The sequence below is a fragment of the Bacillus sp. WMMC1349 genome (assembly GCF_013155385.1).
Lineage (GTDB): Bacteria > Bacillota > Bacilli > Bacillales > Bacillaceae > Bacillus.
In genome coordinates, this window is record NZ_JABJUQ010000007.1 from 3042031 (window position 1) to 3067352 (window position 25322).

The following is a 25322-nucleotide window of genomic DNA, read 5'->3' on the forward strand; positions in this document are numbered from 1 at the left end:
ATATGATAAACATTAACATGAGGGGGAGCGGAATGAGTACAGAAACTTCATTAATAAAAAAAGAAGAGGTGGCTTCATCTTTCGTACAAGGAATCAAAGATTGTGTCCCAACATTGTTAGGTTATACAAGTATAGGTTTTGCATTTGGAGTAGTCGGTGTTTCATCAAATCTAAGTGTAGTAGAAATTGCACTATTATCAGCCTTAGTGTATGCTGGTGCAGCTCAATTCATCCTCTGTTCTATGTTAGTAACAGATAGTCCAATTTCAGCTATGATCTTGACTACTTTTATAGTAAATTTAAGACATTTCTTATTAAGCGCATCACTTGCACCATATTTCTCAAAATACTCTCTGCTTAAGGGTCTAGGTATAGGATTATTCATCACGGATGAGTCATTTGGGGTTGCATCTAACAAAATAATCAAAAATGTACATCTTCATGATCATTGGATGTATGGTTTAAATTTAACTGCCTATATTTGCTGGACTATCTCTTGTGTCACCGGTGCACTATGCGGAAATTGGATCTCTCATCCAGAACAGTATGGGTTAGATTATGCTTTAATTGCAATGTTTGCAGCTTTACTAGTTTTACAACTAGACTCGGTTGCACCTTCAAAATTGAAGCATTATTTAAGGTTAGTATTGTATATGGTGATAGCCATGTTGGTTTTATCTTTATTTATTTCGACACATCTAGCCGTTATCCTTGCAACGGTAATCGTAGCCACTATTGGGGTGGTGACAGATAAATGAGTATTGATTTAACGATTTTATTTGTCATCATCAGTTGTGCTATCGTAACAATGATTCCAAGAATTATCCCTTTTTTAGTTGTACGTAATATAACACTCCCTGAACCGGTTTTAAAGTGGTTATCATATGTACCCATTTGTATCCTTACAGCACTTATAGTAGAGAATTTCATCATCCAAACCGATCATACGTTCAAACTTGACTGGACTGTCATAGCAGTTTTAGTACCTACACTTTTGATTGCTATGAAAACAAAAAGTTTGTCAATCACAGTGATTAGCGGTGTTGTGTTGATGGCTGGCTTGCGATTATTTTTTTAGAAAAACCGCAGAGACATTTCTCAATGTCATCTGCGGTACACAGTCATACCAGTTTGTTTTGCAAAAACTTATCCATTTCACGAAAAAAGATTTCAGTGTTTGTGCTGTTTATGCTAGAAGTTTTCAATATTCCTAAATTCCTTTGTTAACAGGAGAAGGTTATCCGCAACTTCAGGAACCTTGGAGTTCATTTTTTTAGCTTCAATGCCTATCCACTCAATTTTTGCGCTCTGTTTGTTCAAGTGCATAAACAAAATACAGAGCGTTAAGTTATAATTGAAATTATTCACAATCACAAAAATTCCTCTATAAAATTAATTTACCTTACTGATGACATATAGCTGTTATAAAGGTTAGAACATTCCTTCATACAGTCCTTCCTCATTTGAAGATAGTTTCAGGTAACTTTCACATTTCAATATCGAAATAAGAGGTTTCATTTCGTAATAGTATTTATAACCCTTTTATATCTTAAAATAATTGTTGTCCACCGAACGATATTTACATTTCGCTAACTCTATATCATAAAAACGGTTTATTTCCTCTGACATAGATCTAACAATATACATTTCGTTATCTCCTAAATAGATATGACTGGCTTGTGAATAGAAACGAAGCTCATCATTATACATTTTTTGAAAATACTAAATTTATGCCATTTCATTACTTCCTCGTAACGACATTCTAATGCGCAATATAAACTGGAAACCATAACAGGTTTGCATTTCAATATGTAATCAATAAAAGTAACAATCCGTTCAAAATCACCAGGAGTTGTAATCGAAGCCCAACAAATATAATTGTTGTCTAAACTGCCTATGATACACACTTCTTTATCAGGGCTAACATAAATATCAAAATATATTTCTTTATCATCTATTTCAACATTAGGTTTTTTGCAATCATTTCGATTAACTAAATTATATTTTTCTATATCCAATAACAAAACCTCTCTTCTTTATAATGAAATATTACTTTTTTATTGCTATTTCATTATAGAGGTGAACCTTTTCTTTTTAAAATAAATCTTCTTTTTAGGAATCAAATCATTGCTCACAATCTTTTAAGGCATCAGGAAACAAAAAGAGGAGGCCTTGACATTGACACTTACAGCCAACAAACCGCTGGTTTACCCAACTAATTTGACACCATCCTCTTTGACTTTAATACATATGCAATTAAAAAAATAATTTTCCTGAACGGATGTCATGAGTCATGCCCTCATAAGGGGCTTGAGAAATGACTTTTTCATTATTGACTCCTTCATTTTTGAAAAAAGTGATATTAGCAAACTCAGGGACAACATACTTAGGATAAGTGTCATATTTTAAACGGGATTGTTCCATTACATGAATAAAGTCATTTTGGTAACAAACTGTAATTTCTGGATGTTCATGTACCCATTTGGGGAAGAAGATGACTCCATGCATTCTTTTGTCATTGGGCATGAAATTTAGAGAAACGTCGGTACCAGTAGGTTCAGTCCATGAAACTTTATAGACTCCATCAGCAATTTTTACAATATCAACTTTTTGGTCACGAACCCAGCGACCTGCGACCATCCCACTATGAATACGATAATCTATCGTATCCTCATTTTTTATATAAATCTCATATTCCCAGCCATTTTCATACGTATAAATAAGATGGCTCCCTAAAAATTCGTTAAGTTCTTTCATAAAAAAGTCACTCCTTCAAAATATTCAATATTAAACATGTAATTAGTTACATGTTTAATATTACATATATTATTGTATACTTGTGTTATAATGATGTCAATATACTCTAAAATGGAGGTTATTTGGTGAGCCGAAGGATATTAAAATATGCAATTTTAGGGTTATTAAGTAAAGAAGATATGAGTGGATATGATATTACGACCGAATTTAAGAAAGCGATTGGACAGTTCTGGAGTGCAAAGCATAGCCAAATCTATGTTGAGTTAAAAAAATTATTAGAAGAAAAATCGATTTCTCAATACGTAAAAATGGCTGGAGTCAAACTTGAGAAAAAAATGTACAGCCTTACAACGAGAGGAAAAGAAGAACTTCAGAATTGGTTGCTGGAACTCGATAAGAATGTGGAAACCGAAAAGGATGTTTTCGCATTACGGTTATATTTTTTAAAAGATATCCCTACTGAAGAAATCCCAGTATTATTTAATAACCAATTAAAACTCAGAACAGAAAAATTGTCCCTTCTAAAAGAACAGTTTTCTTTTCATTATGGAGGAGAGAAGAATCCTCTACATTTAGATGCTGAAGCATTAGGTCACTACTTTGTTCTGACAAAAGCCATTTCTCGCGAAGAAAATTACATTTATTGGTTGAATAAAAGTTTAGACATTATAAACAAAAAAGAAAGCCGATAAGTCTTTTACATAGGACTTATCGGCTAAATAAAGCAATTTATACTTTCTTATCTTTTTAATGCTGCAGGAACCACAAACAAATAATTATAACCTTATACCTCTCAATAAATATTCAATAACCATTTAGTTCATGTAAAACTGCTGCTGTAAAAAAGCTGTTTTCGGTTGATTTTTGTGTAAAGTCATAGTCTTTTAAAGCCCGCTTATCTTAGAGTTTTGTTCAAACTTGGCTCCAATCAATTTGGTGTAACCTAAAATTTGTTTTAGCATAAAACTAATCAGAACAAGCTCGTATTAGAATACAAAAATTAATCTAATATTGTATTTTTCAACATAAAGCCTTGGCTCCGGACAAACGTTATCAGAGACTATTTCAAAGAAATATGTAAAAGGGCAAGTTTACCGATCTTTCCCCGCACTCACTTAGGCATAGCAAGCGGTTCATCTTCTTGAAGCCGGAGTTAATATAAAATATGTATCCAAGTATAAAAATGACCGCAGATACATGCCTCCAAGTTACTAAAAAGATTGAAGACCAAGCAATGGAGTTATGTCTGCGGTACACAGGTATATAAATTTTGCGGGTGCAATCATGTATTAGTCTGATCACACCCTTTAGTATCAACAGTTAACCAATACTACCTTCCATCTCGAACTTGATTAAGTTTGCTCGAAATGGGACGTAATGATTAACAATAAAACCGCTCAAACCTTTGAGATAAAGCCATTCTTCAAATGGTTTAAAATGGTTTATAATTTCAACTTGGCACGGACTTGGCATGAACTTGGCTCGAAATCGGCATTAAAACCTCCGGTAAAAAATCACATAGGAAGGGTTAAAAACTTGAGAAATCATAGTTTACACAAAATAGATGCGATTTTTTCTACCTTACATTAATCAACCTGAACCATATATCATAAGTAAATGAGGTTGTAGCAGCACCTTTCCATAAAATGTGGGAGGGTGCTGTCTAGTTATATAAACATTTGTTGCATTAATGCTTGCTTTAGACCTTGTAATTTTTCTAATCTTTCTTCATTTAAATTGATTTTCTTATTTATACGATTAAAAAAATGAGCGACTGCTATTTGTTCTTCTTTACAGGGTAATTCATGTTCAGTATCAAAGAAATCTGATACACTGACGTTTAATAAGCCATGATTTCTTGCTCCTTCTACACAAATTAATGCCACTGCTTTATGCCATTGAGTAGAATCGAAATAGTGAACTAAAAAATCACTATTCATGTTATCTTTCGGAGCAAAACAAATATAAAGTGTAGATAATGCTCCATCTTCATAATTATCGAGGCGTTTTATGGTACCTAATGGAAAACCATTAGAGTAACTTTTATTGTATGCAAATTCACCTTTTTGTAATAAGTAATACCCTTCTAAGTTACCTGAAGCAACGTTTTTATTAAAAAACTCAATTTGATCAATTAGACCATATTGTGCAGAAATCGTTAACGGTCTTTTAGTTTCTAAATTACTGTTTTTTCTAGTAATACGAGAAGAAAAATCACTTAGTTTATATACTTTCCAATTAGGAAAATCTCGACCATTTTTATCTTTAAACCGCAATTCCTTACGAAAAATCTTCTGCATATAACCTTTTTTCTGTTCTTTCAGCAAGTCAATTTTTTCTTGTTGAAGTTTAATTTTCTTTGTTAGTATTTCCATAAAATCTGATATTTTATTTGCTTCCTCATAATCAGGAAGTCTAACAGCTAATTCGATGAATTGTGAAAAATGGACTCGTTGTTTTTCAATTAAAGATCCTGTTGCAATACTTTTATATAGCCAAATCATCTTTGAGGATTTTAAGTAATCTTCCAAGAATTGGTTTTTATAGTTGGAAATATTTTTGAAGACATTATAGTATCCTGATACCGAAATATCTTCACTACCTTTATATTGAGCTAAGGCTCCAATAGTCATGTTCATAGGATTTGATACAAAATAATCAGGACGCACAATTTTATAATTATCGTCTTTTTTTACTAAGAATTCACGATTATAACGGTCTGTCTTTTTTGTTACACCATCTTGGACTGTTAAACTATATAAAGGGAAGCTTTTTGTATCACCCGTTTTTTCATTAACCTCTGAAAACAGAGATTTAAATTTTACAGTTTTCCAATCTTCTTTAAATCCATTAAATCTCAACTTAGGTGCAACCACTTTCTACACCCCCAATTCTTTAAAATATTTCTCTAACTCAAGATCAACTTCTACAACTTCTTTATCAATTTCTTTCAGACGTTGAGCTACTGCTTGTAAATCAATCGGTTCTTCTTCTTCAAATGTATCAACATAGCGAGGGATGTTTAAGTTGTAGTCATTCTCTTTAATTTTCTGCAATGTTGCTGCATAGGAATACTTGTCGATTGTTTCACGACTTTGGAATGTTGTAATAATCTTTTCAACGTGTTCATCTGATAAATGATTTTGATTTTTACCTTTTTCAAACTCTTGGGATGCATCAATAAATAGAACTTTATCATCATCTTTACGACATTTTTTGAATACTAAAATACAAGTAGGAATGCTCGTACCATAGAAAATATTTGCTGGTAATCCAATCACTGCGTCTAAGTAATTTTTTTCTTCAATTAGATATTTTCGAATCAATTCTTCAGCTGCACCACGGAATAGAACACCATGTGGTAACACCACCGCCATAGTACCGTTATCATCTAATTGGTGAATAAAGTGTTGTATGAAGGCAAAGTCTGCTTTTGATTTTGGTGCTAGTTTAGCATAGGCGCTAAAGCGTTCATCATCTTTGAACTTATCATCTGCGCTCCATTTTGCTGAGTATGGAGGGTTGGCAACGATTGCTTCAAAGCGCTGTTCTATATGTTGCGGCTCTTCTAATGTATCCGCATTTTGAATATTGAAACGTTGGTATGGAACATCATGTAGCAACATATTCATGCGAGCTAAGTTGTATGTTGTTGATACTTTTTCTTGTCCGTAATATTTGTGTACTTTCGCTTCTTTACCTACACGAAGAAGCAAGGAACCTGAACCACAAGCCCCGTCATATACATCTCGAATTTCCGTTTTACCAGCAGTTACAATTTTGGCTAAGATTTTAGATACTTGTTGTGGTGTATAAAACTCACCTGCTTTTTTTCCTGCGTTTGCTGCAAATTGAGAAATCATATATTCGTATGCATCACCTAAAATATCAATTTCTACATCGTCCTGCAAAAAAGGAATGCTTGCAATGTTGACAATGACTTTACTAATTAAACTAGTGCGATCCTTAACCGTACGTCCTAAACGTGAAGAAGTTAAATCCATATCATCGAAAAGGTTTTGAAAGTCGTCTTGGCTTGCAGCACCTAAAGTAGATGATTCAATTGCTTTTACACCGTTTTGTAGCAACTCTACATCAAAGTTACCATTTGCCCCTTTTTCGATTTCTTCAAGGAAACGTGAGAATAGGAATTGCGGCTCTACTACATAACCTAACTCATCAATAAGATACTCAGCTAAGTCCTCACGGTACTCTTCATTTTCCCATGCTTCTGCATAAGATATGTTATCGTCTTTTAGTAATTTTTTTGCACGTGCTTCTACTTTTTCAGATAAGTAACGATAGAAAATTAACCCTAAAATATAATCCTTAAATTCGTTGGCATCCATTTGACCTCGTAAATCATTTGCCATCGCCCACAATTTCTTATGTAATTCAGCTTGTTGTTGACGTTGCTTTTCACTTGTTGTCATAGTAATTCCTCCTTCGAAACTTTAATTGATACTTTGAATTAGCTTCTGGTGAATATATAGCTGTTGTAATTCACGTTTCTCAGCCATCAATAATTCTTTTCTCCTTTTAAGCTGTGCGACTTTTCCAATAATGATTTGCTTTTGGATAGGTGGTATGTCAATTTCTAAATCCTTTAAATGAGATAGTTTCAATAATGAAATGACTGTTCCTTCACTTAAAACAGACAGCTGCTTTTGAATAGATGGATGTTCATTAAAGTACCATTCAAAGAAGGCTGCATCTACATCACTTGTTAATTCAATTTTTATAAAGTTGTTAGTTAATAATAAACCGCTATATTTCTCTGGTAACAGAGCAACTTTTTTCGTATGCGTGTGCAGTATAAGACTGACTGTGTCAGTTAGCAGTTGTGATACCAATTTTTCTTTCGGTACAGTAATTGCCACATTCTTTTCATTTGAAATTCGATAAGCTAAACCTAGTGTTTCGTTAAATTCCTTTAATGATAATGGTTTGACTTTTGATGTTTCAATGTTGTCAGAATAGTTTTCTAACCTATTTGCAAAAGCACCTTGTGTAAATTGTGCAATTTGATAAAGTTTCACAACACTCCTCCTTTGATATTTTTTAATATATCACCACCAATAGATTTAATATATATGATATTTTTAAAAATATCAATGTTTTCCCATTTATTTTTTGATATTTTTTAAAATAACAAGAGAGAGCGCTAAATTAAATTAACGCTCTCTCATTTATTAAATGGGGTATGTGGTAACTACGCACCGTATTTTTCGGTAAAATCACGAATGAAAGAAGTAATCGCTTTAATTGCTTTATTCTTTTTCAAAAACGATCCTGATAAATTATCCATAATCTCATTTTTTTCAATTAGACTGGAATACTCATACGCTGATACTTGTTCACGTAATACACTGTCTTCAATATTTACTTGTTTCGCAAATGTTGAGAGTTCTTGCTCACTCATTTCTTCTTCGTAACGATTGTAAGCATCCATTACAGATTCATTAGGAGCCAAAGTTGGTGCGACCTTATCTAAGAACCCTTTTATCAATTCAATTTTCAGACGTAACTTTGGATCAGATGCATGGTCTAATTCTTGTTTAATAAAACGAATCTCTTTGTCACGTTCTTTTTCATTTTCTGTGTTAAGGTTGGCAACCAGATTTAAAATGTAACTGACATTAATCTTGTCTGTATGCATTAGCTCTAACTCAAAGTCAATATCATGTAAAATCGATTCCTTTGGCACTTCACTACGCTTAAAATCTTCGTACACTTTGAAGTACTTGCTCTTGAAATCTTCATATGATTGCTGTGAAATCGTTAGCTCTGTTTCATCAAACTCAAAATCAGAAAATGATTGTAAACGTTGAAGGAATTTCGTCACATTTTTGAATGCAATAATAAATTGCCGCTTATCTTCTTCTCTTTCTAGCTCGTCAACTTCTTCAGGAATGACTGCAACATCCCTTAAATTTTTCACTGCTTCCTTAAACGCTTTTAGATATTCATCGTAGCTACCCATTAGAACGGTATCAACGTTGTCTGTTCTTGAGAATAACTTAATTGCTTCATCTGTTTTTTCTTTTAAATTTCGATAGCAAACAATATTTCCATATGGCTTAGTCGATTTCTCTACACGATTTGTACGGCTGTATGCTTGCAATAAATCATGATATACCATGTTCTTATCTACATAGAGAGTATTGAGTGGCTTGCTATCAAATCCAGTTAAGAACATTTTTACGACAAGTAAAATATCTATTTGAGCATTTTTTACTTTTTTTGATACATCTGAAAAATAACGATCCCATGTTTCTGTAGAGAAGTCTGTGTCGTACATTTGGTTATAATCTGAAATCATGCGATCTAACGCTTCACGAGAATGTTCACCTTTACCATCGCTTTCCTCGTTTTGCCCATATGAAAAAATCCCAGCAATCTTTAAATCATGATTCTTAGATTTAAAAATATCGTAATACTTAATTAACGTAGGTATTGAATCAACTGCAAACATAGCACAATAGCCTTTGCTTTTAGAACGTCGTAGATGATTATCAATTATATGGTCAGCTACTAAGTTTAAACGTCGTTCATCATGCCACACTTCATCTGTATCAATCGCTTGTACTTTTGTAGCATCTGTTTCATCAATATTAGCGTTAAAAGTACGAACGTATTCTACTGAAAAACCTAGTACGTTCCCATCACGGATCGCATCTTTAATAAGGTAATAATGCAAGCATTTATCAAATAGGTCAGCAGTTGTACGTCCATCTTGACTTTTATTCTCGATAAAACGTGGTGTTCCGGTAAAACCAAAATATTGAGCATTCTGGAAGTGATGATCAATTTCTTTTCGCATATCACCAAATTGGCTACGATGACATTCATCAATAATGAAAACTACTTTCTCTTGTTTATATGGTTCCATTATCTTAACGTACTTTGGATTTTTGATAGCATTGTTCATTTTCTGAATCGTTGTCACAATGAACCGTTTCATTGGATTTTGTATTTGTTCAATAAGGATTTCGGTTTTGTCAGTGCGGTCAACCGCTCCCTTTTGGAACTTGTTGAACTCTGCGATCGTTTGGCTATCTAAATCTTGGCGGTCAACAAGGAAGAACACCTTTTTGATACTTTCTTCATCTGATAAAATTTGACCAGCTTTAAAGGAAGTCAATGTCTTACCAGAACCGGTTGTATGCCAAATGTAGCCGTTGTTGTTGGTTTCGGTTGCACGCTTTACAAGTGCTTCAACTGCATAAACTTGATAAGGACGCATAACCATTAATGCTTTATCGGTATCATTAATGACCATATAACGACTAATCATCTTCGCAAGATGGCATGGATTTAAGAATGTACTACTAAAACTTTGTAAGTTCGTAATCAGCTCATTTTTTTCATCTGACCAAAAGAATGTAAATCCAAATTGAATGTCATAATCAGAGTTTGAAAAGTATTTTGTATCGACACCATTACTTATAACAAAGATTTGTAGAAAACGATATAGACCAGGGAATGTATGACGACGATAGCGTTGGATTTGGTTAAACGCTTCTTTAAAATCTAGTCCTCGTCTTTTTAATTCTATTTGAACGAGTGGTAAGCCATTAATTAAGATAGTGACGTCATAACGATTTGTGTACTTACCAGTCACAGTAGTTTGTGTTGTAACCTGAAAAAGATTCTTACACCAATCTTTTGTGTTTAGCAACTCAACATATAATTGAGTGCCATCTTCACGTTCGATTAATAATTTATCACGTAGGATTTTGGCAGAATCGTAAATGCTTTTACCTTCAATTAAAGTAAGAATTCTCTTAAATTCTATATCTGATAATGGTTGTCCATTTAGTTTACGTTCATTGAATAAGTTAAGCTGCTGCTTAAAATTCGCTAATAGTGCATCATAATCAGCAATCTTGATTGCTTTATAGCCTTGATTTTCGAGTTGTTTTTGTAGGTTTTTTTCAAGTTCTGCCTCAGGTTGGTATGCCATACTGGAACCTCCTTAATACCATTACCTTTTTATTATACTAAAAATTAATGTTTAAATTTAAAATTTATTCTTAATTTTATTAGAAATTCAACATTAATAGCATAATTTAAAGCGCAGTGTCAGACCAAAGTGATCTTAGCGTTTCCTTATTCGACAAAAAAAGCAACTACCTTTTATAGCTGCTAATACGTCTAATTCCTGTTCCTGATCGTCAAACAGGATTTCATCAACAAACCCATGTCGTAAAACCTGTTCTGTTATCCCTGTTTTTTCTTCAAGCATTATAAGTAGCTCTGTTTGAATTGAAAAGGTTCAAAATGAATTGATATTAGGAAATCCAAGATTCCGTAAAAATGAAGATCATATTATCTTTCAAAATTTCAACGGGCATTATTTAACACCTTCTACTATACGGGAAATCATGCAAGATTACTGTAAAAAAGCTGGTGTTGATTATAAAGGCACCAACGGCTTTAGACATACCCATGCTGTTCTGCTGCTTGAATCAGGTGCAAACCTGAAATATGTATCAAATCGATTGGGGCATAAGACCATCAAAACAACTGCTGATACTTATCTTGATATTACCGAAAAAATAGAAGAAGACGAACTTCAAAAGTTCTCCTCCTACACTAAAAGATAATTTCAACTTGGCACAAACTTGGCATGTTTTTGGCAAGTAATGAAGTCGTAAAATATAAGGGTTTAAGGTTTTATAAATATAAACTCACAGTTTAACTGTGGATTCTTTTATTTGTCTATTTATCAATATCCTATGACAGTAGTTTTGACTTCATTGATAATTTCATTAGATATTGTACTTATAGGTAACAAATAGACTTTATTTAAACGAGAATTAAATATCCCTAAATTCTCAATTTGTTTAAACTCTGAATGAATAGAATGAATACCCATTAGATAATATATGAGTAACTGTAATGTATTCTTGCTAGTCGGTGCTGATTTTGAAACTTTAAAATCCCATAACGTTTTTTCTGTTAAAAAATCACCATCACCAGTATTAATAGAAGACGTATATCCACCTTCAAAAGTAAAACCATTCTTTACAATAGGTCCATAGAGTTTTAAAAAATTCATTCCTCTATTGACCATAATTCTTATATTCGAGATAGTTTCTTTATCAGGGTTAATAAGTTCCACTGGTTTATACCCCATTACTCCTGCTCGATACGCTACATCAAACCCAACCATTTTACATGCACTTTCAATTGAAGTATCATCTATGCCCTGTATATTGAGTAATAGGTCATTCGCTGATTCAACTTCATTGACATTATATGCTCCCATCAGTGAAATTTTAAATGCCTTTTCAATTGGTTCACCATTTAAAAATCTTGTTAAATAATCTACCACCATTCCTACTAAACCACCACTGATATTTTCGCTTTCATTTAAAATATCAGTATCTACTAAATCTGTAATAACAAAATCTTTCGGTTTAATATATCCTCCTCTCGGTTGTTTAACTTGAGTAATTCTCTTAGTAACTGATACCAAAAAAACACCTCTTTTTTATGTATTTTATTTTTCATTTTCTGTGACGTTAGTTCAATACTAATTATTTCTAATAAGAGAAACTATTACAACATTTTCTTTAAAACAACACAATTCTTTAGCAAACCTTAAAATACAAAAAAGCTAGGGTTTATGGTTCCCCCTAGCTTTTTTCATGTTCATTTATGCAGTTGGTCGAATATGAGAAATCAACTTCGGATTCGTTAAAGCAAAATCACTGTTGATTCTTGCTCTAATTTTAATCTGCCCACGGTTGAAAGCATCACCTGATTTATCAATATCAATCTGAAGTCCACCCTCAGAAAGGATGCTCCAAGCAATTGGTTGAAGGTTAGCAACAACACCTTCATCAAGTCCACCACCTAAAGAATAGGTTTCAAGGTTCTCCATGAATTTAGGGGGTTGAATATATTGCCCTGTTGTATCTGTTAGCAATTCTAAATCCATTGCATCAGGATTGCCGTTTGCACTTCTGATTGCTCTAAACCCTGCCCCAATACTTGCATAATCATTAGTAGTTGCATCAATTAGATTGATGTTAGGGTCATTCAAGATACCTTTATATCCATTAACACCTCCACCCTTCAACATAAAACTTTGAACGGCTTGTGCCATTGCAGATGCCATGATATTTGTTACCGCCATTCCAATATCAAGTCCACCTGATTCAATCAATTCTAGTGAAATAGATGTCATTGCATACAATGGTTTTGCTTCTAAACGTACTGAATCGAATACAGGGGCACTTTCCACAATTAAATCATTTTCAGCCTTGCATGTTAAAAATAACTTCTAATAACATAAAAGTAACCTCAACTTCGCATTAACTTGGCACGAATTAAACTTAGCACGTTCTAAAAATAAGAAAAACCCTTGATATACAAGGGTTAACCAATACTACCTTCCATTTCGAACTTGATAAGACGGTTCATTTCAACCGCATATTCCATCGGCAGTTCTTTTGTGAATGGTTCGATGAAGCCCATGACGATCATTTCGGTTGCTTCTTCTTCAGAAATGCCGCGGCTCATGAGGTAGAAGAGTTGCTCTTCAGATACTTTTGATACTTTTGCTTCATGTTCCAATGAAATGTTGTCGTTCAAGATTTCATTGTAAGGGATCGTGTCTGATGTGGATTTGTTATCCATGATCAGTGTGTCACATTCGATGTTTGAACGGGCGCCTTCTGCTTTGCGCCCAAAATGGACGATTCCGCGGTATGTGACTTTACCACCTTGTTTAGAAATTGATTTTGAGACAATTGTTGATGACGTATTTGGTGCAAGGTGGATCATTTTTGCGCCTGCATCTTGATGTTGACCTTTACCTGCCAATGCGATGCTGAGCGTCATGCCGCGTGCACCTTCGCCTTTTAAAATAACAGCAGGATATTTCATTGTCAGCTTGGAACCAATGTTGCCATCGATCCATTCCATTGTTGCGTTAGCTTCACAAACAGCCCGTTTTGTCACAAGGTTAAAGACATTGTTTGCCCAGTTTTGAATGGTTGTATAGCGACAATACCCGCCATTTTTAACGATGATTTCAACTACTGCGCTATGAAGGGAGTTTGTTGTGTAAACAGGTGCGGTACAGCCTTCCACATAGTGAACATGTGCACCTTCATCAACGATAATTAATGTCCGCTCAAACTGTCCCATATTTTCAGAGTTGATGCGGAAATACGCCTGTAATGGTGTTTCTACTTTGACACCTTTTGGTACATAAATAAATGATCCACCGGACCATACTGCAGAGTTGAGCGCTGCAAATTTGTTGTCAGTTGGCGGAATTACTTTTGCAAAATGCTCACGGAAAATATCTTCATTTTCTTTGAGGGCGCTGTCCGTATCTTTAAAGATGATTCCTTGAGATTCAAGGTCTTCTTTCATATTGTGATAGACCACTTCTGACTCATATTGGGCGGAAACACCTGCTAAATATTTCTGCTCAGCTTCAGGAATTCCGAGCTTATCAAATGTCTGTTTAATTTCTTCAGGAACTTCATCCCAAGACTTTTCTGAACGCTCAGAAGGCTTTACATAGTAAGTGATTTCATCAAAATTTAATGACTTTAAATCTCCGCCCCATTGCGGCATTGGCATATTGTAAAAATGCTCAAGAGATTTGAGACGAAAATCAAGCATCCACTGTGGCTCTTCTTTCATGCGTGAAATTTCTTCAACGATCTCTTTTGTCAGTCCCCGCTCTGAACGGAAAATGGAAACGTCTTTGTCGGCAAAACCATATTTATATTCACCGATATCCGGCATTTTTTTGGCCATCCATTTTCACTCCAATCTATTGATTATCGTTTTCTTCTGTTTGAACACCTTTTTCAAGTGCTTTCCATGAAAGAGTTGCACATTTGATACGGGCTGGAAACTTGGAAACGCCTTGCAAGGCTTCGATATCACCTAAATCAAGTGAATCATCGTAATCTTTGCCCTGCATCATATTTGAAAAAATTTGTGACATTTGAAGGGCACTCTCTACATCTTTTCCTTTGATTGCCTGTGTCATCATTGAAGCAGATGCCATCGAAATCGAGCACCCTTCCCCTTCAAACTTTGCATCTTCTACTTTATTATCCGCTATTGTCATCGTCAGTCTGATTCTGTCACCGCATGTTGGATTGTTCATATCAACAACAATTCCATCACTTAAAATCCCTTTATTGCGCGGGTTTTTGTAATGATCCATAATCACCTGCCGATATAATGTATCTAAGTTCACATTAAAAGACATTTGTGAAATACTCCTTTGTCTTGTGGAGAGCTGCAATCAGTTTATCAACATCTTCCTCTGTATTATACAGATAAAAGCTTGCTCTGGCTGTCGCGGAAACATTCAACCATTTCATTAAAGGCTGTGCACAATGGTGTCCAGCTCTAACAGCCACCCCTTCAGCATCCAACACTGTTGCTACATCATGCGGGTGGACATCTTTTAGATTGAATGTCACCAGACCTGCCCGCTGCTCTTTCGGTCCATAAACAACTGCATCATCAAGCTCTTTAAACTGTTCTAACGCATATGAAGCGAGTCGATGTTCATGTTCTGAAATTTTCTCAAGCCCGATGTCTTCAAGGAAGTCAATCGCTGCACCTAGTCCGATCGCACCAGCAATGATTGGTGTACCCGCTTCAAACTTCCAAGGCAGCTCCTTCCAAGTCGATTCATAAAGATCGACAAAGTCAATCATTTCCCCACCGAATTCTGCAGGCTCCATGTTTTCAAGCAAGACTTTCTTTCCATACAATACCCCAATTCCAGTCGGACCACACATTTTATGAGACGAAAAAGTGAAAAAATCGCAATCTAAATCTTGAACATCTATTTTCATATGAGGTGTGCTTTGAGCACCATCAACAACCATTACTGCACCATGGTCATGGGCAATTTTGCTGATGTCTTTAATTGGATTGATCGTCCCAAGAACATTTGATACATGGGAAATCGATACAATCTTTGTATGAGCAGACACCGTTTGTCTCACATCATCTAAAGAAAGGCTACCATCTTTTTGCAGAGGAATATATTTTAATGTTGCACCGGTTGCTTTCGCAGCTTGCTGCCAAGGAATCAAATTCGCATGATGCTCCATCGGTGTAATGACTATTTCATCGCCCGGTTTCAAATTCGCCCGGGCATAGCTGAGTGCAACCGTATTAAGAGCAGTTGTCGTACCCCTCGTAAAAATGATTTCTTGCAACGATTTTGCATTGATAAACTTTCTGACTTTTTCGCGTGCTCCTTCATAGCGATCCGTTGCTTTCGTTCCCAGTGTATGAACTCCACGATGGACATTGGAATTATATGATTTGTAATAATCATTTAACGTATCGATGACTACACGTGGTTTTTGTGATGTAGCAGCACTGTCCAAATAAACGAGATCATGCCCATTGACTTGTTGATGAAGGATCGGAAACTGACTGCGAACCTCATTGATATTCATTATTTTACTTTCCTTTCAATTACAGAGACCAATTGCTTTTTCACGCCTTCAATCGGAAGTTCATTAACAACCGGTGCAAGGAAGCCATGAATCACAAGACGCTCTGCCTCTTCTTTTGGAATGCCGCGGCTCATTAAATAGTACAGTTGAACCGGATCAACACGACCAACAGATGCAGCATGACCGGCTGTCACATCATCTTCATCAATCAAAAGGATAGGATTCGCATCACCGCGGGCTTTTTCACTTAGCATTAAAACGCGTGATTCCTGTTCTGCATTTGATTTTGATGCACCATGTTCAATTTTGCCAATTCCGTTAAAAATCGAAGAAGCGGAGTCTTTCATCACACCATGTTTTAAAATGTAGCCTTCTGAATGTTTACCATGATGTATGATTTGTGTTGTAAAGTTTTCAGTTTGTTCGCCTCTGCCGACAACGACTGTTTTTGTGTCGCCAAATGTGCCATCACCATGTAAATTTGTCGTATTTTCTGAAATGGTATCACCATCATTCATCAATCCTAGTGCCCACTCAATTTTACTGTCCCTGCCAAGAGCGAGACCTCGGCGGTTGACATATGCCGTAACCCCGGCAGAAAGATTATCAACTGCTCCATATTGAACACGAGCATTTGCACCTGTGATCACTTCGGCAACAATGTTAAACACTGCTTTTTTAGGATTGACTGTACTAATATAGTTTTCCACATATGTGACCGCACTGTTATCATCCGCAACGATTAAGACATGGTTAAACAGTGTCGTATCAATGCTTTCATGAACATAAACAGCTTGAATAGGGTTTGTGAGTTCAACATTTTTTGGAATATAAAGGAATGCCCCTCCGTTTAATAGGGCTGCATGAAGTGCTGTTAGCTTATGTTCATCAACTTTTACGCCATCTTTCATAAAGTATTTCCTGACAAGATCGCCATGTTCACGAAAAGCCGTATGAATATCGGTAAAGATAACACCTTTACTTTGAAGCTCTTTTGAGAGAGATACATAAGCAGGTGTTTGATCTTTTTGAATATAAAGGGTCTTATCTTCGTTCTCAAGATCAATCAAAGATTTGACTTCATCAGAAAGATCATCCAAAGATTCAAGCGGTTCATTTTCTACAGTATGCTTAGCAAATTGCGTAAAATTCCAATTCGATATTTTTGTTTTATCAGGTTTAGGCAGTGGCAATTCTTCCGCATGATCAAGCGCTTTTAAACGCAGGTCTTGCAGCCAGGCTGGCTCCTGATGTTTCTCAGAGAAACTTTTGACATATTCCCGATCTATTGATAGTTTTGTTTGCAATGTCATATCCCCCTAACGCTTACGCTTCTTGACCGACAGTTTCGTCTTCGATTCCTAACTCTTGCTTAATCCAATCGTATCCTTCTGCCTCTAAACGCTGTGCAAGTTCAGGTCCACCTGATTTTACAATACGCCCCTGCATCATGACATGAACATGATCAGGCGTTATGTAGTTTAACAGACGCTGATAGTGTGTAATAATTAAGCAGCCAAAATCTTCACTGCGCATTTTGTTAATTCCTTTTGAAACGACTTTAAGGGCGTCAATATCTAGACCTGAGTCAATTTCATCAAGAATGGCAATTTTAGGTTCAATCATCATCAGCTGAAGAATTTCATTGCGTTTTTTCTCACCGCCAGAGAATCCTTCATTTAAATAGCGTTGTGCCATATCAGGATCCATTTCAAGAAATTCCATGTTTTGATCCATCTTGCGGATAAATTTCATCAATGAAATTTCGTCACCTTCTTCTCTTCGTGCATTAATTGCTGACCGAAGAAAATCGGCATTGGTGACACCGCTAATTTCACTTGGGTACTGCATCGCCAAAAATAAACCAGCTTGAGCGCGCTCATCTACTTCCATTTCCAGTACATCTTCACCATCAAGCAAGATGCTGCCTTTTGTTACTTCATATTTTGGATGCCCCATAATCGCTGCAGACAAAGTCGATTTACCTGTACCGTTCGGTCCCATGACAGCGTGGAATTGTCCACCTTTTATCTCTAGATTTACACCCTTTAAAATCTCTTTCCCCTCAATCTCAACATGAAGATCTTTGATTGTTAATGTCGAAGCAGCCATGAAATATACCTCCAATATATATAATCATTATTATCAGTTTATTCTCATTCTAATTTTATAACAAATGAAAATTGAATACAACCAATGCGTTTTATCTTTCTGATGTACAAGTGTAACAAAAAACACCTTTCTATTAAAGAGATTTCGAACATAAACTTTCTGATCTGTTATGGAACAAGGGAATTTTTGTTTATCATAAAGGCAGATGGTTCTCAATTGCATCGATTATGATGGGAATGCTGATCACCTTTAATTTGGAGTCTGACATGCTCTAGTTTAAACTGTTTTTCTAGATATACCAATATTTGGTTTTAATTAACTCAAGAGAAAAGCTAGTAACCTTTCCTTAGATATCAATATGTTTTGGCTTTTCTTCCATTAATATATGAACAGAGTCTTTCACACGCCCACCGCTGACAAGCACTAAAACCGTACAATGACACTCGCAATCGCATCAGCGATATGTAGATGAACGCACTGACAGAACCAAAATCATACTTTGCGCTTGTATCCCGCTTCATTAATACAGATGCATCAGCTATATTGCAAGGAGTCCAATAAAAGCAATACCGAGCATTCCAACACTTTGTCCCAATGGGAGTAATTTCATTTAAAAGTGCGGCCATATATGTTTTACTTCTCCAAATCGCAAACAAGCTTAATATGCGCCTAGCATCAGACAACAAAGCGAGACTTGTTTGTCTTGATCACACTTAACTCTTCTTTTCCTACAAAATAGTAGTGTATGTTGGTGTCTACAGCATGATTCCTCCTTTTTAAAAGCGGCGAACCTTCTATTAGCCTTTTCAATTTTTTCCTAAATTATTTTTACATTTAAATGATCATATATTCATATTAAAAATGTTATTCCTCTTATTTTATATGGTCAACTGTTTTCAGACAAAAAGGACGGATTTTTCACCGTCCCCTTCCATTAGCCGATCATTTTCATGTTTGAAATGATCTGTTTACTTTTCCTGTACTGTATTTCTCGTTTTTTCTCAACTTCAAGGCGTGTTGTATGCCTTCTGCTGTATTCTTGATAACCGATGCCGTGAGCTGTTTGCATCGCTTTCTCCATTTCCGCAGTAAATTCAAGGTCAAGCTGATCTTGGCTTGAGCAAATAATGAATCATCCTTTCAGAGATTTTCTTACATGATACCAATTATATACAGAATGTTCAAAGCCGATAGAGCCTCAAATATGCGGTTATTTTTCGATATGAAAGAAATATAAACATGTAAAAGTGAATTTCCTTTTTATTTCTCCCTCAATGTTTCGTTTGTTTAAATTCTTCTATGGCTTGCAAGACAAGTGTTACCGCCTGACTCATTGCAGCTCCCCCACCAAAAGCAGCAGCAACACCAGCGGTCTCAAGAATTTCTTGATCACTTGCTCCTCCGTCAAGACACCCTTTAATGTGATAGATCATACAATACTCATCTTGTGCATGAATACTGATTCCAAGTGCAATCAACTGTTTATCTTTCTCAGAAATCGCCCCCTCCTTAAAACATTCCTGTGTAAACTCGTTGTACTTAGAAGCAATACCCGGCATTTTTTCAGAAAAAGTACCAATTCCTGATTTGTATTCGTGTAATGCTGATTCAATAATACTTTCTGATTGTTCCTGAGACACGATTTTTCCCTCCATTTGTTTAAGCTATTTTTATTATGAACTGATTGAGGAAAAAATACGCAAAATCCCCCGGTTTTCAGAAACCGAGGGATCAATTGATTATTCTGAGACAGATATGACAGAACCTTGATATTTTTTATCTATGAATTGTTTGATTTTATCTGAACGCAATACTTCTAGAAGTGCTTTGATTTTTTCGGAATCTTCATCACCTTTGCGGACAGCGATAATGTTTGCGTAAGGATTTTCTTTTGGAGATTCAAGCTTGATCGAATCTGTTTTCGGATTAAGTTTGTTTTGAATTGCAAAGTTCACATTGATAAATACTGCATCAGCTTCATTCGTTTCATACGCTTTTGCTGTCATTTCTGGAGCAACATCATTTCTGATTTTTAAATTTTTCTTGTTTTCGGTAATGTCTTTAATCGTCGCGTCCACTTTCTTAATTCCAGATTTCAATTTGATTAGGCCTGCTTTTTCAAGCATTGACAACATCCGGCCCTGCTCGGCAGCATTGTTGCTCATGATAATTGATGCACCATTAGGAAGTTCTTTTAAAGATTTATATTTTTTTGAATAAATTCCAAATGGCTCAAGGTGTACGGCACCGACATTAACTAAGTCATAGTCTTTGTTTTCTTTCATTTCCTGTTCTAAGTACGGAACATGTTGAAAATAGTTTGCATCAAGATCTTTTGAGACAAGCGCTTTATTAATCAGTTTATAATCAGTGAATTTCTTAATTTCTAGATCATAGCCTTTTTCTTTCAGCAATGGCTTAACCTTTTCAAGAATTTCCGCATGCGGCGTTGGTGTTGCGCCAACTGTAATGACCTTGTTGTTTTCCTTTTCACTTGATGAGCCGCAGGCTGAGAGAATTCCTGCAAAAATAATAAATATAGCAATACATAAACTTTTTTTCACTTTATTTCCTCCTTAACGTTTGTCTAATTTATTTGTTATAAAGTCTCCAATAAATTGGATGATAAACACAATAGCTAAAATTAATATTGTTGCTATTAAAATAATATCTGGGTTATTCATCTGAAACCCGTCTATATAAGCAAGATTTCCGAGCCCTCCAGAACCGATAGCTCCCGCCATTGCTGTTGAACCGATCAGCGCAATGGCAGTTACAGTAATGCCTGATATAAGCGCAGGCATTGATTCTGGTAAGAGAACTTTGAAAATAATCGTTGATGTTTTAGCACCCATTGATTTTGCCGCTTCAATTACACCTTTATCAACTTCCCGTAACGCGATTTCCACAAGACGAGCATAGAAAGGTGCTGATGCAATGATGAGTGCGGGTAAGGCTGCGTTTGGTCCTAAGATGGTTTTCATTAAAAAGTTTGTAAACCCTAACAGCAATACAATTAATATAATAAATGGAATAGACCGAAAAACATTAACGACTGCTGCAATGGCTAGATTAATCAATCGATTTTCCCAAATATTACCTTTAGATGTCATATACAATAATAACCCAAGGATGATTCCAATGATAAAGGCAAACAAAAGCGAAATACCTGTCATATAAATCGTTTCATATGTCGCTTCCCACAGCTGTTCCAAATCTACATTAGGAAACAATTTTTCAAACATTTGAGATCACCTCAACTTCCACATGTTTGCTCTTGATGAAATCAATCACTTGACTGACTTCCTTTTCAGTTCCATCGATATGAATGAATAATGAACCATATGCCCCTTCTTGAGTTTGTGAAATCTTCCCTTGCAGGATATTGATTTCAACAGTAAACTTTCGAATGATTTGCGTAATGAGAGGTGTTTCAGCTGCCTCACCGACAAATGAAAGTTTGATTGTTATTCCTGATTTCATTTCTGTGAGAAATTGTTTTAAAGTTTCTTTTGTTTCTTCTGGTTCAGTCACTTGCTGAACAAACCGCTTTGTTATATCCATCTTCGGTTTTCTGAAAACGGTCAGTACATCGCCTTCTTCGACAACATGACCGTTTTCCATGACGGCGACTCTATGACAGATCTTCCTGATGACATGCATTTCATGGGTAATCAAAACGATTGTCAATCCTAGTCTTTCATTAATATCAGATAGCAGACTCAAAATGGAATCAGTTGTCTGCGGATCAAGTGCTGATGTTGCTTCATCACAAAGCAAAACTTTCGGATTGTTTGCGAGTGCCCTTGCAATTCCAACACGCTGCTTTTGTCCTCCACTTAGCTGAGATGGATAAGCATTTTCTTTTCCTTTAAGACCGACAAGTTCAATCAGCTCATCAACTCTTTTTAAACGTTGGTCTTTGTTCATTCCGGCTATTTCTAGCGGGAAAGCAATATTTTCACGAACAGTTCTTGACCATAATAAATTGAAATGCTGAAAGATCATACTGATTTCTTGCCTTGCTTTTCTCAAGACTTTGCCTTTAATCTGGCTAATTGTCCTGCCAGCAACTTCAATCTCACCTGAAGTGGGCTGTTCAAGTCCATTCAATAACCGAATCAATGAACTTTTACCAGCTCCGCTATATCCGATAATTCCGAAGATTTCACCTTTTTTAATCGTAAGGGTGACCTCCCGAACGGCATGAACATCTCCATGATTTGACTGATAAGTTTTTGAAACATTCCGAAGATTTATCAAAGTCACCACCTGCTTTCTTGCTGTTATTCGTTCTTCTCAGAAATTCCAAAATGATGAATAAAAAAGCCTTTCCGCACATATGAGCAGAAAGGCTTTTAAAAAACTTAACCTTTCTCTCATCTTTCAAAGCTTCTGCTTTGCGTGAATTGGCACCATTTCAACATTTGTTGATGGTTGCCGGGCTTCATAGGGCACTTCCCTCCACCTCTCTTGATAAGAGAATCAGATATTATTTTTTTGAAAGATCGGAATTCTTAAAGAAAAATATATCATGAGTAAAAATAGTTGTCAACTCTTTTTCATAGGATAAATGACCTATATGTTTAAATATGAAGATTACTGTTTTTAAAAAAACCGTCTGTCAGCCACAAAATAGCTTCAAGTTTTAATAATGCACGAAATGAGCCTTTTACTTTTATAGTACCGAGTTCAACAAGATGTTGTAAGGATATATCCCCATGAAGAAGATCAATGATTTCATTTCGCTCTCCTAAAAAAGTCAAGTGAGGTTTTTCCACTGAGAATATTTTTTTCATTTCTCCTTTTTCATTGATTGCAAGTGTGAAATCTTCTTTTTCTTCTTGAAATGTAATAAACAAAACGGTTGTGGATAATAGAGGTTTTAACATGGTCTGATTGTCTTTTTCGATCGATTCTATTTTCTCCAACTGTATAACCTCCTCTAAATTGGTCATACTTAGTGATTCTCTTTATCCAGCTGGAGTCCTTTATGAAATGATCGACAAGTTTTCAAGTTTATTTCCCAAGAAATATGTCAAAGATACCCTCAATCCGCAATAATTTGTTTAATCATATCGTATAAATAAGAAACAGAGTGAAAGGCGTATTCTTTTTTGACGATTTTACCTTTTTTATAAATGACAAGACATGGTACGCTTTTAATTTTTTGCTGTTCTGCAAATGTTGGTGAATAATTTAAATTATTTTTATAAAATGGAACTCCAGTCATTAACTTGTCAATAACCCCCAACATCGTTCCTGCCAACTGACAAGTTCCACAAAAAGGAGTATATAGATATAAAAGACAGGTTTGATCACCAAGCATTTGCAATTCCCGTTCCTGAAGTTCCTGCATATCTTTTTAAGCCCACCTCTATTATAAAAACTTTGCATGTACACGAATATTTCCTCTTATAAGAATATCTGCTAAATGGTCGTTTGGAGCAGAAGCAACTTCTTTATAAACTTTGTCAATGTATATGTGTAAAGCTTCTGGAAGCTCTCTCTTTAGCTGTTTACGGAGTTTTTCACCGGACTCATCAGCATCTACCAATATATATACATCTTTTTCATATAGTTCTTCAGCCAATTCATCAAGTCTTGTCAAACTAATTGTTCCATTTGTACAAATAATGTCAACAGGTTCATCAATTAGCTGTTTGATTTTAAGCTTATCAGATTTCCCTTCGACAATGACAACTTTTTTCGATTCCGTCATTTCATCACAACCTCATCTTATTCAGCAAAAACTCAAGATCGTATTCCTCAATTTTCACCACTCTTATATAAGTAACCTATTTACCACCACAATATGAGCCAGCAATATATTAATTAAAAAGAAAATATCACGATGGTTTTAATTTCGGATGTGTCCTGAAAGTTGTGTGGCTGAATAAAAATTGGGGAATTTGTTCGCTTTCCGCGGGAGTCTCCCTGGTTCATGTTGATAAAGGACTTTTTAGACAGCTCCATTTCGCCGCCGGATTCGTTTCCAACGTATTTACCCATATCCTTTCGGCGGTGAGCACCTGAGAATTTGAAAAAGAGGTATGCCGTGAAGGGTGCCATACCTCTTTTTTTAAAATGAACCATACTTAGTCAATCAGTCTTCTTTTATCATGTCATCATATTGTTCAGCGGTCATCAGTTTGTCGATTTCAGTTGCATCAGCTGGCTCAACGACAATCATCCATGCTTTTTCATAAGGAGATTCATTGACAAATTCAGGGCTGTCTTCTAATTCCTCATTGATTTCAATGACTTTCCCATTAATTGGGGCATATAATTCAGAAACAGTTTTAACAGACTCAACACTTCCAAAAGGCTCGTCTGCTTGAATCTCATCCCCGACTTCAGGCAGTTCAACAAAAACGATATCACCAAGCTCTGACTGGGCAAAATCGGTAATACCGATTCTTACTTTGTCCCCTTCTGTTTTAACCCATTCATGTTCTTCAGAATAACGTAACTCTTTTGGTGTGCTCATGCTTACCCCTCCATATATAATTAATCAGGCCTATCTTGAAGATACCATAATTTGAACCGCTATAACCAGTATGTCTTAAACTGATCTTCATTAAAACCGATTGTCACCTTTTGACCATCTGTTACAATTGGACGTTTAATCAACATTCCATTTGAAGCAAGCAATTCAAATTGTTCGTCTTCAGACATTTGTGGCAGCTTATCTTTTAATCCAAGTTCTCGATATTTTTGCCCGCTTGTGTTGAAAAATTTTTTCAGGTTAAGACCGCTGTTTTGATAAAGCTCTTTCAGTTTCTCTTTGCTCGGTGGCTGTTCAACAATATGTATGTCATGTATTTCTCTTCCGTTGTCTTCAAGCCATTTTTTCGCTTTTCGGCATGTTCCGCATTTCGGGTACCAATAAAAGTCTAGTGCCATATATTCACCCCTTATCATTTATCCGAGGCTATTTTAACATAGATCTTTTTAAAAACCTAAGACGTTGCTTAGCTGTTTATAGCT

At 35.5% G+C, this 25322-nt stretch carries 26 protein-coding genes, 2 pseudogenes and 1 riboswitch; of the genes and pseudogenes, 4 read left to right on the forward strand and 24 right to left on the reverse strand.

The window, feature by feature from the left end; genetic code table 11:
- Window positions 1-32: 32 nt before the first annotated feature.
- Together HOO54_RS18070 and HOO54_RS18075 are read left to right on the forward strand one after the other, a co-directional pair.
- Window positions 33-758: an AzlC family ABC transporter permease gene (locus HOO54_RS18070; RefSeq protein WP_253907709.1), complete on the forward strand. Its 726-nt coding sequence runs from the start codon at window positions 33-35 to the stop codon at window positions 756-758.
- The gene (locus tag HOO54_RS18075) at window positions 755-1078 is read left to right on the forward strand and encodes an AzlD domain-containing protein (RefSeq protein ID WP_172297686.1); all 324 of its coding nucleotides are present in this window, start codon (window positions 755-757) and stop codon (window positions 1076-1078) included. The genes HOO54_RS18070 and HOO54_RS18075 overlap by 4 nt, the downstream gene beginning before the upstream one ends.
- 580 nt (window positions 1079-1658) lie before the next feature.
- On the opposite strand, the gene HOO54_RS18080 is transcribed toward HOO54_RS18075, so the two are convergent.
- Entirely contained in the window at window positions 1659-2018 is a 360-nt protein-coding gene (locus HOO54_RS18080) for a hypothetical protein (RefSeq protein WP_172297689.1), read from the reverse strand.
- Between the two features lie 238 nt (window positions 2019-2256).
- Entirely contained in the window at window positions 2257-2757 is a 501-nt protein-coding gene (locus HOO54_RS18085; RefSeq protein ID WP_172297691.1) for a phenolic acid decarboxylase, read from the reverse strand.
- A 125-nt stretch (window positions 2758-2882) separates the two neighbouring features.
- On the opposite strand from HOO54_RS18085, the gene HOO54_RS18090 reads away from it, so the two are divergent.
- A complete protein-coding gene (locus HOO54_RS18090) occupies window positions 2883-3449 on the forward strand; it encodes a PadR family transcriptional regulator (RefSeq protein ID WP_172297693.1) in 567 nt (188 codons plus the stop codon).
- Between the two features lie 975 nt (window positions 3450-4424).
- Here the strand turns inward: HOO54_RS18090 and HOO54_RS18095 are convergent.
- The 4 genes from HOO54_RS18095 to HOO54_RS18110 form a co-directional block, all read right to left on the reverse strand.
- Window positions 4425-5633 (reverse strand): restriction endonuclease subunit S, encoded by a 1209-nt coding sequence (locus HOO54_RS18095; RefSeq protein ID WP_172297695.1) that lies wholly within the window; start codon window positions 5631-5633, stop codon window positions 4425-4427.
- A 3-nt stretch (window positions 5634-5636) separates the two neighbouring features.
- Complete coding sequence (locus HOO54_RS18100; protein WP_172297697.1) at window positions 5637-7190, reverse strand: type I restriction-modification system subunit M; 1554 nt, start codon at window positions 7188-7190, stop codon at window positions 5637-5639.
- Window positions 7191-7211: 21 nt separating this feature from the next.
- Window positions 7212-7796: a restriction endonuclease subunit S gene (locus HOO54_RS18105; RefSeq protein WP_172297699.1), complete on the reverse strand. Its 585-nt coding sequence runs from the start codon at window positions 7794-7796 to the stop codon at window positions 7212-7214.
- 173 nt (window positions 7797-7969) lie between these two features.
- Window positions 7970-10723, reverse strand: a complete 2754-nt coding sequence (locus HOO54_RS18110) for a type I restriction endonuclease subunit R (protein WP_172297701.1) — start codon at window positions 10721-10723, stop codon at window positions 7970-7972.
- Window positions 10724-11045: 322 nt separating this feature from the next.
- Here HOO54_RS18110 and HOO54_RS18115 point away from each other — a divergent pair, with 322 nt between their 5' ends.
- Window positions 11046-11366 (forward strand): tyrosine-type recombinase/integrase, encoded by a 321-nt coding sequence (locus tag HOO54_RS18115; protein WP_253907710.1) that lies wholly within the window; start codon window positions 11046-11048, stop codon window positions 11364-11366.
- A 122-nt stretch (window positions 11367-11488) separates the two neighbouring features.
- On the opposite strand, the gene HOO54_RS18120 is transcribed toward HOO54_RS18115, so the two are convergent.
- The 18 genes and pseudogenes from HOO54_RS18120 to HOO54_RS18195 all read right to left on the reverse strand — a co-directional run bounded on the left by HOO54_RS18120 (window position 11489) and on the right by HOO54_RS18195 (window position 25238).
- The gene (locus tag HOO54_RS18120) at window positions 11489-12241 is read right to left on the reverse strand and encodes a hypothetical protein (RefSeq protein ID WP_172297703.1); all 753 of its coding nucleotides are present in this window, start codon (window positions 12239-12241) and stop codon (window positions 11489-11491) included.
- Window positions 12242-12421: 180 nt separating this feature from the next.
- A pseudogene (locus HOO54_RS18125) lies at window positions 12422-13021 on the reverse strand (phage major capsid protein); the annotation flags it as partial.
- Between the two features lie 125 nt (window positions 13022-13146).
- Entirely contained in the window at window positions 13147-14544 is a 1398-nt protein-coding gene (gene sufB, locus HOO54_RS18130) for a Fe-S cluster assembly protein SufB (RefSeq protein WP_172297707.1), read from the reverse strand.
- Window positions 14545-14560: 16 nt separating this feature from the next.
- Entirely contained in the window at window positions 14561-15007 is a 447-nt protein-coding gene (gene sufU / locus HOO54_RS18135; RefSeq protein ID WP_172297709.1) for a Fe-S cluster assembly sulfur transfer protein SufU, read from the reverse strand.
- Window positions 14997-16220, reverse strand: coding sequence for a cysteine desulfurase (locus HOO54_RS18140; RefSeq protein WP_172297711.1), 1224 nt, complete (start codon window positions 16218-16220; stop codon window positions 14997-14999). Before HOO54_RS18140 ends, sufU begins: the two co-directional genes overlap by 11 nt.
- Window positions 16220-17533 (reverse strand): Fe-S cluster assembly protein SufD, encoded by a 1314-nt coding sequence (sufD, locus tag HOO54_RS18145; RefSeq protein WP_172297713.1) that lies wholly within the window; start codon window positions 17531-17533, stop codon window positions 16220-16222. Before sufD ends, HOO54_RS18140 begins: the two co-directional genes overlap by 1 nt.
- A gap of 13 nt (window positions 17534-17546) precedes the next feature.
- Window positions 17547-18332, reverse strand: a complete 786-nt coding sequence (gene sufC, locus HOO54_RS18150) for a Fe-S cluster assembly ATPase SufC (protein WP_172297715.1) — start codon at window positions 18330-18332, stop codon at window positions 17547-17549.
- 352 nt (window positions 18333-18684) lie between these two features.
- Window positions 18685-18791: pseudogene (locus HOO54_RS25240) on the reverse strand (hypothetical protein); the annotation flags it as partial.
- 475 nt (window positions 18792-19266) lie between these two features.
- Window positions 19267-19413 (reverse strand): YuzK family famiily protein, encoded by a 147-nt coding sequence (locus HOO54_RS24455; protein WP_253907711.1) that lies wholly within the window; start codon window positions 19411-19413, stop codon window positions 19267-19269.
- Between the two features lie 190 nt (window positions 19414-19603).
- The gene (locus tag HOO54_RS18155) at window positions 19604-19972 is read right to left on the reverse strand and encodes a carboxymuconolactone decarboxylase family protein (protein WP_309244885.1); all 369 of its coding nucleotides are present in this window, start codon (window positions 19970-19972) and stop codon (window positions 19604-19606) included.
- A gap of 99 nt (window positions 19973-20071) precedes the next feature.
- Window positions 20072-20896, reverse strand: a complete 825-nt coding sequence (gene metQ / locus HOO54_RS18160; RefSeq protein WP_172297719.1) for a methionine ABC transporter substrate-binding lipoprotein MetQ — start codon at window positions 20894-20896, stop codon at window positions 20072-20074.
- Between the two features lie 12 nt (window positions 20897-20908).
- Window positions 20909-21577, reverse strand: coding sequence for a methionine ABC transporter permease (locus HOO54_RS18165; RefSeq protein WP_172297721.1), 669 nt, complete (start codon window positions 21575-21577; stop codon window positions 20909-20911).
- Window positions 21570-22595: a methionine ABC transporter ATP-binding protein gene (locus HOO54_RS18170; protein WP_172297723.1), complete on the reverse strand. Its 1026-nt coding sequence runs from the start codon at window positions 22593-22595 to the stop codon at window positions 21570-21572. Before HOO54_RS18170 ends, HOO54_RS18165 begins: the two co-directional genes overlap by 8 nt.
- Before the next feature lie 113 nt (window positions 22596-22708).
- A riboswitch (SAM riboswitch) is annotated at window positions 22709-22815 on the reverse strand.
- A gap of 103 nt (window positions 22816-22918) precedes the next feature.
- Complete coding sequence (locus tag HOO54_RS18175) at window positions 22919-23263, reverse strand: hypothetical protein (RefSeq protein WP_172297725.1); 345 nt, start codon at window positions 23261-23263, stop codon at window positions 22919-22921.
- Window positions 23264-23382: 119 nt separating this feature from the next.
- Window positions 23383-23691: a thioredoxin family protein gene (locus tag HOO54_RS18180; RefSeq protein WP_172297727.1), complete on the reverse strand. Its 309-nt coding sequence runs from the start codon at window positions 23689-23691 to the stop codon at window positions 23383-23385.
- A gap of 21 nt (window positions 23692-23712) precedes the next feature.
- Entirely contained in the window at window positions 23713-24054 is a 342-nt protein-coding gene (locus HOO54_RS18185) for a toprim domain-containing protein (RefSeq protein ID WP_172297729.1), read from the reverse strand.
- A 384-nt stretch (window positions 24055-24438) separates the two neighbouring features.
- Window positions 24439-24822 carry a glycine cleavage system protein GcvH gene (gcvH, locus tag HOO54_RS18190; RefSeq protein ID WP_172297731.1) on the reverse strand — a complete coding sequence of 128 codons (384 nt, stop codon included), beginning with the start codon at window positions 24820-24822 and terminating at the stop codon, window positions 24439-24441.
- 59 nt (window positions 24823-24881) lie between these two features.
- Window positions 24882-25238 (reverse strand): arsenate reductase family protein, encoded by a 357-nt coding sequence (locus HOO54_RS18195; RefSeq protein ID WP_172297733.1) that lies wholly within the window; start codon window positions 25236-25238, stop codon window positions 24882-24884.
- Between the last annotated feature and the right edge of the window lie 84 nt (window positions 25239-25322).